The sequence below is a fragment of the uncultured Kordia sp. genome, from assembly GCF_947489565.1.
Classification (GTDB): Bacteria; Bacteroidota; Bacteroidia; order Flavobacteriales; family Flavobacteriaceae; genus Kordia.
In genome coordinates this window covers 83,456-96,070 of record NZ_CANLEA010000014.1, presented here as the reverse complement: position 1 = coordinate 96,070, position 12,615 = coordinate 83,456, and the positions used below count along the sequence as shown (strand labels likewise).

Sequence of the window (12,615 nt, the reverse complement as noted above, 5' to 3'; positions counted from 1 at the left end):
CAATTACAAAATGAAAAAACTAACAATATTGTTGATGCTTATGGCATTAACCAGCATAACCTACGCGCAAACCAAACTAGAAATAGGAGATACAGTTCCGAATGTCGAATTTTCTAATTTACTGAATGCATCAGATTCAAAAACTTCATTATCAGCATTGAAAGGCAAAATTGTGATTCTTGATTTTTGGGCTACTTGGTGCGGACCGTGCATTCCTGCGATGAAAAACTTAATCAAACTACAGGATGAATTTCCAAACGATATTCAAGTCATAGGAATTGCGGAAGACAAACCAGAACGTTTGCAACGATTTATTGACAATTCGCCTTCCAAAGTGTGGTTTGGTTTGCAAACAGAAGCATTTGAAAAATTATTTCCCTATCGAATTTTATCACATGCCATCATCATTGATCCAAAAGGAAAAATTGTCGCCATTACCGCAACAGATAATATCACCAAAGAAGTTATAGAAGCTGTAAAAGCAGGAACCGAAATTTCATTGCCATTCAAACAAGAAAACACCGAATTTGATTATGAAGCCGATCCATTTCCTGCAAAAGATGTAACTGCAGAGCGCGTATTGCTGAAAAGCGGATTTGAAGGCGTAGCTTCCTATTCAAAAGGCTATTTAAAAGACAAAACGTTTAATGGAAGGCGAGTCACTATCATCAATCAAACCATTCCTAGTATGTATAGAAATTTGTATCAAAAGACCTATACGAGAACAGTTTTTGAAATTGATGAAGAAAAGTACAGTTATAAAAATCCTAAAAATAAATACTGTTTGGATATCATTACTAAAAATGCTGATGGCAGCATGTATGCACTTGGAATTGCAAAACTGAAAGCAACGTTTCCCGTAAAAGCAAAACTGTCAACACGTAAAATACCAGTGTATGTATTAAATGTAATTGATAGATCAAAATTAAAAAGCCTAAAATCGAAAACGGCTGAGCGTAGTTTAGAATTCAGAGGTTATGAGTTTCATGCTAAAAAGATTCGTATGGCAGATTTTTCAGATTATATAGAAAATGAAACGCCAGTTCCTGTGGTCGATGAAACTGGTTATATGGAACTTATGGATATCGATTTTGTCTTTGATCCGCAACAGAAAAACTCTTTCAAAGTAGCGTTAGCCAAAATAGGTTTAAAACTCACAAAAGCAGAACGAGAAGTGGAATTATTGATCATTTATGAAGACTAATTTTGATGCGAAAAAATAAAAACGCCAGATTGTATATTATTTACAATCTGGCGTTTTTTTTAATTTTAATGCTAAATGCTAAATGCTAAATGCTAAATGCTAAATGCTAAATGCTAAATGCTAAATTGAAAAGTGTTTTTTCTTAACCAACAACTAAAAACTCATCTTCGCCACAACCAAATTGTCTCTGGACTTTGTTAAACGAATGATTTTAACTTCTTTGGTTTGTTTCAGTGTTCCGTAATGAGAATACATCGTGACTTTCATAAAGGTCGGATTCTCAATCTTTTGATAGCGATCTCCATAATAATTCACTTTTATAAAATAATCACCTTTTATAGCATTTTTCAAAGTAAACTCTTCAGGTCCAAAACCTTGTGTCATATCTTTTGAGATGCTTCCGCCAATTTTGGTATGTGTATTTTTATACGAACATTCTTCCCGATTTGGATCAATAATATGCAAATCTATATCGGTATCGTTATGATTCCAATCGACCACAATACGGACATCATAGGTTTCTGGTTCAAAGACAAGAGAACTTTGCTTACTCGTATCAATATCGCCTTTGTATTTTTCCAGCAAATGATTCATTTCATTCATAACAATAGGATTCAAACCTGCAAAATTACGTCTGTGGGTTTGCTCATAAATCTTTCCAGAAAGAATATCATTCAGAATATTAAAAGCTTCCTGACAATCGCCTACATTTTCATAGGCCAACGCCAAATCACGATATGATTGTACATCTTCGGTACGCAATTCCAAAATACGTTTAAAAATGAACAAAGCTAATTTATGTGCATTGGTCGCTTGTAATTGATAACCGTAGACTTTTAACAATTCGTAATTATCAAAATCGGTCTCAGCTATATTAGACAAAATACGATTTGACGTTTCTATAGCTTCAAATTCATTTCTAAAAAAGCTTGAAACATCTACATAATACGCTGGCGTTTCTTCATATTTTGTGCGCTGCAACAAGTAAAAATCATACGCTTCATATACAGTTTTAAATTGTCGTAATTCCTGAATATAAGGTGTATTAAGTCTAAGGTCAGCGACTTGCAATGTCCCTTTATGTTGATGTTTACTAACAGGAGGAGTAGGTCGAGTTTCTGTAATAGTTTGAGGCGTTCTTGTAGTGTTACTTGTACTTTGAAACACTTTTCCATCAGCATTAGCTCTAAGAATAATAGGGAGTGTATAACGTACATTTACATTTCTGCCTCGTTGCCTTCCAGGAAGCATTGTTGGGAACAAACGTAGTACACGTCGTACTTCTGCTTCAATATTTTTGTGAGGAGCTCTAATTCTAATATCTTTTATACGACCTTTTTCATCTATTGTAAACATCGTATATACACGTTGTATTCCTTCAGGGAAGCCTAAATCATTGAAAATAGAGACATTAAAATTCTGTGATATAATTTCTTGAGCCTTGTTTGAAAAGCATTTTTTTCGTTCATTGGAATTTCTAGATCCTTCACAACCTGGAAATATGGGAGCTTCTTCGATAATCATAAACGGAATTTCTTCAATAGATTCCTCAACTTCTGCAATTTCTTTTATAATTTCAACATCTTCCATGACTTCTACATCTTCTACGGGGATGATTTCAGATTCGTTGCTCATGCCTAAATTATCTCTAATTTGCATTGGTGTTCTAGAAAGTCGATTGTTACTGACTTCCATGACTTGATCGGTAATTATCATTTCTTCGTCATCCATTTGCTCTTGTCTAACATCAATAAACGTCTCTTTCTTACTTTTATCACGTTCCGTTTCTGCCAATAATCGATTGTATTCTTCCAACAATTCTGCTGGTGGCTCAATCTTATAGCGTACATAATCACTAACAAGTTCTAAAACAATTAAAGAAGTATAATCTGTCACCAAACCGTATTTAGTGGCTAATTGTATAATATCTTTTTTATTTGCTTTGGAATTTTGTTGCAGAAAAGCCAATCGTTTTTGTGCCCATAAACGCGGAATATTTGTAGTTCCTTTTTGTGCTTCTTTCAAGTTGAGCGTGATGCTTTCTGTAATTTCAGAATCGTATCCGAAATACAAAACGATATCTTCATAATTATTTAAATTTTTTCCTGTGATCGAAAACGTATTATCAATATTTACAGAAGCTCTAGGATAAACGTCTATATTTTTTACATATGATTTATAGCCCAAAAATTGATACTGTTGATACTTTAAATCATTAAAAGCTTCTTGGGCAGATTTCACCGTCAAATTAACATAACTTCCACTAGAAGATTCTGCCATCATTTTCAATGCAGCATGATTCGATTTTTTTACGCTATTGGCAACAATTACAGGTGTTTTACCATAATATTTGGCATCACTAAGCGATTGAATTCCGTCTGAAAATAATAAAATTAAGTCTGAATTTTTTATTTTAGAATTTAAGAATGAATAATTGGTTCCACCATCACATACTGAGTTTTTAAGTACACTTTTAAGTGTATTCCAATTTCCATTCTTGATAGTAAAAGTTTTCTCTAAAATCAATTCATTACTAAAGGTTTTCAAGTATACTTTGACATCATTCAGATACGAAAAATAAGTGTCTAACAATGCAATTTCTTTATCAATATCACGATCTTTCATGGAAAGAGAAGTATCCCAAAGCAATGTGATTTTGCTAGCTTTTTTGCGTAATTTCTTTTCTGGATTTAAGATCAAATGTGAATAAAAATAATCGTCTGAAACCATTAATTTTTGTGTATTCACTTTCGTGGGAATTTTGATCAGCAGACTCTTATTCGGAATATAATTCACCTTTTCCAGTTGCGTTCGGTAATTGCGTTTCCAGTTCTTGAAATTCAATCCAGAAACTTTTCCTTTTTCAATCACAGGTGCATCATCTTGTTCAAAAACAGTAATGTCCAGATTGAACTTTTTCAGTTGATTCTTAAAATGCAATGGCAAATCAAAATAATAACCATCTGCTTTGTACAGTAATTCTTGTTCGTAAGCAAGCACAACGCGTTTATTTCCTTTCGCTGGAATAGGGTAGATGCGGGCTTTGTAATTGTTTCCAGTGCCTTTTTCAAGCAACGCAGGATCAACTCTTCGGCGAACCACTTCTTCAAAAGCGATTCTTCCAAGTTCCTTATCAACGACAACAGCTTCTCGGAGTTTGCCGTTTACATCGAGTGCAAAGCGAGAGACATTAAAATTTTCTCCTAACGGAAATGACAATTCGCCTTCCAATACTTGATTTGTCGGATTGTAATACAACATATCAAAAGTTGTGGTGGCTTTATTGCCAATAATTTCTACAGAAATGTCTAAGGAATTTAGACCTACTTGTGTGTTGCCAACTTTTAAAATTGGCGCATTTTGTGCAGTACTAATTGCGGTAAACAACAGTATCCACACGAATGAGATAAAATGTTTCATAAAATCGGTTTTTGAGACTAAAGTTTGGAGTCTATACAATCAAGTTTCATACCATTTTAAGAAAACTTTAAGAATTGTTGATTTCAGAACGAAGATAACGATTGCTGATTTTTGATTGTTTCAAACAACGATAAAGTTTAAAGGTTTATAAGTTTCGTAGTTTATGTTTTGAAACGAAAAGTAGAAAAAACAACTTCCTAATACCCAATACCCAATACCTAATACCTAAAACCTAATGATACTCATTCACAAAAGCCGTAAACTTATTCCAAGTATCAATAGCATTCTGTCCGCCCCAACCGTGACCTTCTTCAGGATAAAAAGTAAACTCATGTGTAATACCAAGTTCCGTCAAACGATCGCTTAAACCGCTTCCTTGCGAATTTGGAATCAGAGGATCTTGTCCACCATAAAAAAGTGAAGTTGGTGGTGCTGCATTGGTAACTCTGTGAAATGGACTATACGTTTCTAAAAAAGGAATTACTAATTCTTCACCAAACAAATCAAAATAGGCTTGAATTGTAGGATCTGCATTATTCAAATAAGCTTCATCGGTGAGATTGGTAGGTCCAACAATACTTGCAACCATATTTACATCACCTTGTGTATCGTAAGCATAACTCCATAAAAGAGATAAATGTCCGCCAGCACTCGTTCCTAAAAAGGCATAATCTTCCGAAATAATATATTCTTCATTACGTGCTTTCAATTCATCAATAAGCGTTGTAATATCGTCTAATTGCATTGGAAAAGGAGAAGTAGTATCATTTGCCAAACGGTAATTCATATTCACAATGGCGTATTCAGACAAATCCGTTTGAATCAATTCTACAAAATTTGACATATCTGCTTTATCGCCAGCAGTCCAACCGCCGCCATGGATTAAAATAATGACTTTCGTATCCAGGGTTCTGTTTTGTGGCAAATACAAGTCATATTTCTGATCAGCATCCGAACCATACGAAATATCGAGTGTAGTTACTGCGGCTACTGTGGATGGATTGTTTGGCGTTGGCGTGATATTTAAATCTGAATCATCAGAACTACACGAATAATTCACCAAAATAAACAGACTCAAAACACCAAGAAAGAATGACTTTTTCATAAGAAAGGGTTAATGCTAGTTATAACGCAATATCTGAAAAAAAAGTATGCACAAATCTTAATTTTGACTTAAAATTTATAGTTGGTTTAAAGTCTTGTAATCAGAGTTTTAAACAGCAATAAAACGATGATAAATTACAAAAAACTGCTGGCGTTTTATGTAATTCAACTACCAGCAGCTACAAGCTTTTTAATATGGCCAACAATATGGATTGCCATTAAGACGTCCACATAATCCTGGGCAATGTGGCGGTCCGCACGGTTGTCCTTGTGTACTTGCAGTACAAACAGTTGAAATTAAAAGTCTACCTCCTTGGGTACTTTTTTGTTGTTTCTTGTTAAGTACAGAAACACCTTTTAGGTCTAAAATTGATTTTAACATGATATAAAGTTTTGGTTAGTAAAGAAGGTATAAAAATAAAATAGCAATCACTTACGGTTCTGCCTTAATTAACAGATGTACAGTGATTTATATCAATAAAATACAGATTCAAGAAGCAATGCGTATTATTACTAAAAATCAATTACTTTTGTAAGACTTAATTCTAAGTATTGCATGGCAGAATTTATCAAACTATATAACGAAAATCCAAATCCAAGGGAAATCAAAAAAGTCGTGGATATTCTACGTAATGGCGGCTTGGTCATTTATCCCACGGATACCGTATATGGTTTGGGTTGTGATATTACAAACACACGCGCTTTAGAACGTATAGCGAAAATAAAAGGCGTTAAACTCGAAAAGGCAAACTTCTCGTTTATCTGTAACGATTTGAGTCATATTAGCGATTATATTCGCCAGATTGATACGAGTACCTACAAAATTCTAAAAAAGGCATTGCCAGGTCCGTTTACGTTTATTTTAGCAGGAAATAACAGTCTGCCAAAAGTATTTAAAAAGAAAAAAACAGTCGGAATTCGTGTGCCAGATAATAACATCATTCGAACTTTGGTACGAGAATTGGGAAATCCTATAGTATCTACTTCTATTCGTGATGAAGATGATATTATTGAATATACAACCGATCCGGAATTGATTTTAGAAAAATGGGATAACCTAGTGGATGCCGTAATTGATGGCGGTTATGGAGACAATATTGCTTCTACTATTATTGATTTATCAGGAGATGAACCTGAAGTTATTCGCGAAGGAAAAGGAGATATAGAAAGCATTCTTTAAAAACAGATTTTACATATTTATGAAGAAATTTAAACTCATAGGACTTATACTGCTTATTGCTGTTATTGCAGTAGGAATATATATATATCCAAAAGCTTCTATGTATTTCTACGGAAATAAAACAGCTAGTATTGAAAAAGAAACTGCGTTCTATGTACCAACAGGTACTACGTTTGAAGAAGTTTTGAGGAGTTTAGAATTTAAAGGAATCATAGAAAATGTCGAAAATTTTAAAGAATATGCTTCTGTTCGAAATTTAAAAGAAAGCACTATAGAACCCGGAAAATATGTATTTCCTAAAAATGTAGCGTACAGCAAAATTGTGGAAGATTTACGCCAAGGAAATGGAGAAAAAGAAGCAAAAGTTACGTTTAACAATGCGCGTACAAAGATAGAATTGGCTGAAAAAATTGCCGCTACGGTAGAATTATCGGCTGATGATATTCTAAAACTAATTACCGACGAAAAGTTTACCAGCAAATATGGTTTTACACCAACAACCATCAATACAATGTTTATTCCAAATACATACAATGTATATTGGGATATTTCTGCGGAAGATTTAATTGCGAAACTTGCGAAAGAATACAAGCGTTTTTGGTCGCCAGAACGGAAAGCGAAAGCCAAAGCGTTAAAGATGTCACAAACAGAAGTCTCAACTTTAGCTTCTATTGTGGTGTGTGAAACAATTAAAATGGACGAAGCGCCAAAGATTGCAGGAGTTTATGTGAATAGATTGAGACGAGGAATTCCATTGGATGCTGATCCTACATTGGTTTGGGTTTTGGGCGATTTTACCATTAAAAGAGTGTTGAATAAGCACAAAGAATTAGAGTCACCATATAACACATACAAAAACAGAGGTTTGCCGCCAGGACCTATTTACATTCCTTCTGTACAATATATTGACGCTGTGTTGAATTATGAAAAGCACGATTATATCTTTTTCTGTGCGAAAGAAGATTTTTCAGGTTATTCCAATTTTGCAAAAACAAATCGTCAACATGAAATCAATGCGCGCAAATATCACAAAGCGTTAAACGAACGTAAAATCTTTCGCTAATGGCTAATTATAATAGAAGAGACTTTGCAAAACTCGTCGTTTTAGGCGGAATTGGTTACACGATTTTTTCTTGTGCAGATGATGCTAAGAAAAATACATCGACAGGAACAAAAACAGAAACGGAAAAGAAAGTAGCTCCGAAAATGCCGGAATTGCTAGCAGAAAATATAAAACTGTATCAAAAAGCAGATGCCGAATACCAAGAATTGGCAATTCGATTTAACAAGCGTTTCCAACAATCGCCAACATACATTGCACAATGCTTCACGACGCAAGGTGTTGCAGATGCAGTACAATTTGCCAATTACAAAGATTTAAAAGTAGTGGTGAAAAGTGGCGGACATAGCTTTGAAGGATTTTCCAGTACCAACGATGGTTTGGTGGTTGATGTTTCTGCCATGAAATCTATGGAATGGACACCAGATCACAGTCTCACAGTTGGAACAGGTTGTGTATTAAAAGAATTGTACAATGAAATGCTACCAAAACAACGCATTTTACCATCAGGTTCCTGTGCTACGGTAGGAATTGCAGGTTTAACACTTGGCGGTGGATACGGTTTTTTCAGTCGAAAATATGGTTTGACTTGCGATAGTTTACAAGCAATTACAATTGTAGATGGCCAAGGAAACATTCGTCACGAAAGTGGCAATTCAGCAATTTTAAAAGCTTGTAAAGGTGGCGGAAATGGGAACTTTGGTATTGTTACTAAAATGAAGTTTAGAACCTATCAAGCGCCTAGTTTTTTCCAAGCGTATCGTTGCAAAGCTTATAAACTAGACACGAAACGCGCTAAGAAATTATTAGAAACATGGTTTCGTTACACCAAAAATCTTCCCAATACTGCTTTTGCGGCCTTTGTATTGAATGGAAAAACCTTAACGATTCTCATCACAAATTATTCAAACGACAATAAAGGCGTCATGGACATGTACAATGCGCTGAAAGAAATCTCAGATAAAGCAACGATTGGCAGTAAACGACCATTACCAAAAGCTTTGAAGACATTTTATGGCGTGCAGAATCCAATTTATTTTAAAAACGCTTGCGCAGGATTGTACAAAGACTTCTCTGAAATAGAAGGTTGTATTGATGATGTTATTTCCAAAGTGATTTCTTCACGAGGATTGATTTATCAAATAAACACGCTTGGTGGAAACATCAACTCAGCAGCTTCTGAAAAACGTTCGGTATATCCACACAGAAGCTATCCGTATTTGTCTGAATTGCAATCGTATTGGGACAAACCATCGCAAGAGGCAAGTCGATTAGCAGCATTTAAAGAAGTACAAGATCGTTTCTACAATCATGGAATTCGAGCGCATTATCGCAATTATCCTGATATTAATTTTAAAGATTTTGAAACGGCGTATTACGGAAAGTATCTTCCAGAGTTGAAAGCGATCAAAAAGCAACTCGATCCAGACAATCGCATTCAGCATCCGCAGAGTATTTCTGTGTAGACTTTTTTAGACTGCTTAGATTATTAGATTATTAGATTATTAGATTGTTAGATTGTTAGATTTTTAGACGCGCTTTGCTTTTGGATAACAGTCTTGTATATGAAAAGTTACGTTGAATAAAAGCGGCTATAATTCGAATGAAACATAAGCCGAGTTTTTAAGTTGTTCTATGTGTTTTTCTTTTAGAATTTAGCGATCTTACAAAAATCGACATGCTTTTATGTAAGTAGTTAGTATTTGTTATTTCACCAAAGTGTATTTAATTAACTCGTTTTTCTCGCTGTCAATTAAAGTTAAGCTTCCGTCATTTCTGTAAATATAACTCCAACCAAAAGGTTCGTTTTCCAATCTATACACTATGGATGCATCATTTTTTTTAACAAGTTCAAGTTTTTGAATTCGTCTGAATCTTTTTAAATATATATTATCATCGGACATCTTCACAAATGAAAACACACCTTCATCACTTCTGTTTTTGAATGACTGTAAAGACCAATTATGCAAAACTTTAACTTCACTTAATTCACGTAAATTATTTTGATATTCGTATGCCTTTAAAAGTTCATCAACAATATTGTCCGTTTTAATTTTGCTTAATTTACCTAATAGCTGTGAGTATTTTGGTTCTTGATTGATTAAAGAATAATTATAGAAAGTTTGCGATACGCATTCAAGTTCATAAGCAGGATAGTTGCCTCCAAAACTGCTTATAACTCCTCCAACTTTTGCACAAAGTTCAATTATTGGCCAAAATGCAATTTGACTTTTCCCTATGTAATTATGAGATAGGTTCGTAATTGGAATGTGATTATTTGGTTTGTAAGCATCAATTCCGTGAATTTCAAAAATTAATGCAGTCTTTATCATGTTTGCTACAGAAATACTATCTGCTGTTTTTATATCAGTTGTATTCACTAAAATTTCTTGGTCAATTTTGTCTATACGATTCCAATATTCCCTTAATTCGTTATCTGTATTTAGTTGTGATATTTCTGCACGGTATTTTTCAACAGGAATTTGAGAGAAGCTAAAACTTGTCGTCAAACATAGAATTAGTAAATGATAAATATTTTTTTTCATAATGAATTACTTATAGGCATTGTTGTGCGCTAGGTTTTTTACCAATCAAGTAAAGGTATGCTTTTCCATTTCCTTTTTATGCTTTCTGTTGTAGCATGTTATTTTTCAATATACTTCTCCATAAATACGATACCAATTATCATCAAGTTTCCAATTGTTTTCAGGTTGCTCCTTAATTCGTTTTTCAAACGCTTCGATTGTTTTTTTATCTTCAGTAAATACAAATTTCGTTGAAGGTGAGTCAAAGAAATTTCTAAATACAAAGAAGCGAACAGTCAGTTTATCACTTTCATTATTTCGGATTATCCAAACATCATTTCCTCCATTAGACACAATCGGAAATTCAAAAGGTAATTCACAAATTCCGTTATTGTTTTTTCCGTTTGCAACTAATTTTCCACTCTTAATTTGCTCAATAATTTCAACTCGTTTTCCTTTTAAAATCACCCAATCAACTTTTTCAATCAGATTATTTGGGATATTTTTAAAAAACGTGAGAATTAATAAAAGTCCAAACGTAATAAGTTTTATAACCCTAAATCGCGTCAAATTATTTTGCTCTTTAACCAGTTTTATAATTTGAATAATTGTTCCAATTAATAATGTAATATTTAATCCTAACCGAATAAATACAAGGATGAAAAAGTTTGTATAATAGTAATTTACTAGAGTTATTAAAATCCAAATGATTACTATGCAAATAAGAGTTCTTTTTTTAATCAATTCGTGATCTTTGATTTAGCCTAAAATAGCAATTTTTTATATAGGGTGTTCCCAACTGGCTTTTATATTTTATGTTCATATCCTATTTCGTCCAAATTTGATTTAAGTTGTTCGAAATCGCTTAATTCAGGGTTTATTTCAATAACTAACTCTTTCGTAATTACTACTCCGCCAAATATTTTTTCTACAAGTTCCAATTTAAGTTCGTTTTCCTCAAAATTTTCTTCGTAATATTCTTCTGCCCAGTTTTTGTAAGTTAGAGGTTTTCCGTCTAATAATTGAAGTAAATCGCTTGAACCATCTTTGTATTCGTCTTTAGGCAATTCGACTTTCCCTATTTTCCAATTTTCATCTGTTTTAGTCTGCCAAATACAAAACGTTGTTCCAATACTTTTGATAGGTTCTCCAAATATGAATTCATTAAATTCTTGTGGTAATTCATTAAGAACTCCATTTGCAATTTCTTGAATTAATTCCGTTTTGATTTCTTTTTTAGAATCAAATAGTTTTTCTACAAAGGTTTTTTCTTCTTTTATCTGAATGCTTTTCCAACCATTCATTTTACTTTCATTTGCAAACCCGTTTATACACGTTCCTTTTTTTGTAAAAAGAATAAGCATTTGATTTCCTGTTCCATCTCTCATTTCACAACATTCTTCGGTTTCGCTCCAATCTTTTTGGTAGGAATAATATCTAAATTCCCATTCAGGACAAATGATTGCTTCTAAAGCTGAAATAGATTTACAAATCCTTTTTAATTCTCTTGGATTTGGTAGAAGATTTAAGTGTTCAGTAGAAAGTTGTTTCATTAGCAGGATTTTTATTCAGCTTTTTGGTAACGTTTTGGCTAAGCTGCGTTTTAATGCAGTTTAGGTTTTGTTGTGTGTTCGTTTTATTCTTTTTTATGCGTTTTCAACCAATCTTCGTCTTGAGCCTTAGTAGTATAATTCCATAGGAGTTCCCAATCATTTGATAGTTGCTTAGTGATTAAAATCACGTTACTATTTTTAGTTTTAAACGTTTCTTCATAATACACCAATACTTGAATAGTATTATGAAATTCAGCAGAATCGAGTTCAGGCTTTCCGTAATATTTATGCTCATTATTGTTACTCAAATAGTGTGGTTTATATTCCACGTATTCATTACAGGAACTTAGTCCAACTAAGACTAAAACTAAAAATGTTACTTTTTTACTTAATTCTATCATTTATTTTTTTAATGACACACAACATAAATATAACAGGAATTCCAGTTATTTCTACTATAACCAAACCCATTTTCCTTTAAGAATTTGATTATTTTTAAAACTACAATTTTCTTACTCAAAGTCAAAATCATTTTCAATTTTAAGATGCAATTAGCAAGTCAGTATATC

The 12,615-nt window shown here is 33.2% G+C and carries 11 protein-coding genes; 4 read left to right on the top strand and 7 right to left on the bottom strand.

The window, feature by feature from the left end; genetic code table 11:
- The first annotated feature begins 10 nt into the window (after positions 1 to 10).
- Entirely contained in the window at positions 11 to 1,204 is a 1,194-nt protein-coding gene (locus Q0845_RS18655; RefSeq protein WP_298516459.1) for a redoxin domain-containing protein, read from the top strand.
- A 153-nt stretch (positions 1,205 to 1,357) separates the two neighbouring features.
- On the opposite strand, the gene Q0845_RS18650 is transcribed toward Q0845_RS18655, so the two are convergent.
- The 3 genes from Q0845_RS18650 to Q0845_RS18640 form a co-directional block, all read right to left on the bottom strand.
- Positions 1,358 to 4,624, bottom strand: coding sequence for a VIT domain-containing protein (locus Q0845_RS18650; protein ID WP_298516457.1), 3,267 nt, complete (start codon positions 4,622 to 4,624; stop codon positions 1,358 to 1,360).
- A 232-nt stretch (positions 4,625 to 4,856) separates the two neighbouring features.
- Positions 4,857 to 5,729: an alpha/beta hydrolase gene (locus Q0845_RS18645; protein ID WP_298516455.1), complete on the bottom strand. Its 873-nt coding sequence runs from the start codon at positions 5,727 to 5,729 to the stop codon at positions 4,857 to 4,859.
- A gap of 189 nt (positions 5,730 to 5,918) precedes the next feature.
- Complete coding sequence (locus tag Q0845_RS18640; RefSeq protein WP_298516453.1) at positions 5,919 to 6,110, bottom strand: hypothetical protein; 192 nt, start codon at positions 6,108 to 6,110, stop codon at positions 5,919 to 5,921.
- Between the two features lie 174 nt (positions 6,111 to 6,284).
- Between Q0845_RS18640 and Q0845_RS18635 the strand changes: the two genes are divergently transcribed.
- The 3 genes from Q0845_RS18635 to Q0845_RS18625 are packed head-to-tail and all read left to right on the top strand — an operon-like array spanning position 6,285 to position 9,434.
- Positions 6,285 to 6,908 (top strand): L-threonylcarbamoyladenylate synthase, encoded by a 624-nt coding sequence (locus Q0845_RS18635; RefSeq protein ID WP_298516451.1) that lies wholly within the window; start codon positions 6,285 to 6,287, stop codon positions 6,906 to 6,908.
- A gap of 19 nt (positions 6,909 to 6,927) precedes the next feature.
- Positions 6,928 to 7,971, top strand: a complete 1,044-nt coding sequence (gene mltG, locus Q0845_RS18630) for an endolytic transglycosylase MltG (RefSeq protein WP_298516449.1) — start codon at positions 6,928 to 6,930, stop codon at positions 7,969 to 7,971.
- Entirely contained in the window at positions 7,971 to 9,434 is a 1,464-nt protein-coding gene (locus tag Q0845_RS18625) for an FAD-binding oxidoreductase (RefSeq protein WP_298516448.1), read from the top strand. The genes mltG and Q0845_RS18625 overlap by 1 nt, the downstream gene beginning before the upstream one ends.
- Before the next feature lie 240 nt (positions 9,435 to 9,674).
- Here the strand turns inward: Q0845_RS18625 and Q0845_RS18620 are convergent, their stop codons facing one another.
- From Q0845_RS18620 to Q0845_RS18605, 4 genes are all read right to left on the bottom strand, one after another.
- Positions 9,675 to 10,514: a hypothetical protein gene (locus Q0845_RS18620; RefSeq protein ID WP_298516446.1), complete on the bottom strand. Its 840-nt coding sequence runs from the start codon at positions 10,512 to 10,514 to the stop codon at positions 9,675 to 9,677.
- A gap of 105 nt (positions 10,515 to 10,619) precedes the next feature.
- Positions 10,620 to 10,961 carry a hypothetical protein gene (locus Q0845_RS18615; protein ID WP_298516444.1) on the bottom strand — a complete coding sequence of 114 codons (342 nt, stop codon included), beginning with the start codon at positions 10,959 to 10,961 and terminating at the stop codon, positions 10,620 to 10,622.
- A 338-nt stretch (positions 10,962 to 11,299) separates the two neighbouring features.
- Positions 11,300 to 12,046 carry a hypothetical protein gene (locus tag Q0845_RS18610; protein ID WP_298516442.1) on the bottom strand — a complete coding sequence of 249 codons (747 nt, stop codon included), beginning with the start codon at positions 12,044 to 12,046 and terminating at the stop codon, positions 11,300 to 11,302.
- Positions 12,047 to 12,129: 83 nt separating this feature from the next.
- A complete protein-coding gene (locus tag Q0845_RS18605) occupies positions 12,130 to 12,447 on the bottom strand; it encodes a hypothetical protein (protein ID WP_298516440.1) in 318 nt (105 codons plus the stop codon).
- Positions 12,448 to 12,615 lie beyond the last annotated feature (168 nt).

Bases quoted from the DNA above. Each gene is read 5' to 3' on its own strand.
- Q0845_RS18610 (WP_298516442.1), bottom strand. From the start codon at position 12,046: ATGAAACAACTTTCTACTGAACACTTAAATCTTCTACCAAATCCAAGA.
- Q0845_RS18635 (WP_298516451.1), top strand. From the start codon at position 6,285: ATGGCAGAATTTATCAAACTATATAACGAAAATCCAAATCCAAGGGAA.
- Q0845_RS18605 (WP_298516440.1), bottom strand. From the start codon at position 12,447: ATGATAGAATTAAGTAAAAAAGTAACATTTTTAGTTTTAGTCTTAGTT.
- mltG (WP_298516449.1), top strand. From the start codon at position 6,928: ATGAAGAAATTTAAACTCATAGGACTTATACTGCTTATTGCTGTTATT.
- Q0845_RS18620 (WP_298516446.1), bottom strand. From the start codon at position 10,514: ATGAAAAAAAATATTTATCATTTACTAATTCTATGTTTGACGACAAGT.
- Q0845_RS18640 (WP_298516453.1), bottom strand. From the start codon at position 6,110: ATGTTAAAATCAATTTTAGACCTAAAAGGTGTTTCTGTACTTAACAAG.
- Q0845_RS18625 (WP_298516448.1), top strand. From the start codon at position 7,971: ATGGCTAATTATAATAGAAGAGACTTTGCAAAACTCGTCGTTTTAGGC.
- Q0845_RS18655 (WP_298516459.1), top strand. From the start codon at position 11: ATGAAAAAACTAACAATATTGTTGATGCTTATGGCATTAACCAGCATA.
- Q0845_RS18650 (WP_298516457.1), bottom strand. From the start codon at position 4,624: ATGAAACATTTTATCTCATTCGTGTGGATACTGTTGTTTACCGCAATT.
- Q0845_RS18645 (WP_298516455.1), bottom strand. From the start codon at position 5,729: ATGAAAAAGTCATTCTTTCTTGGTGTTTTGAGTCTGTTTATTTTGGTG.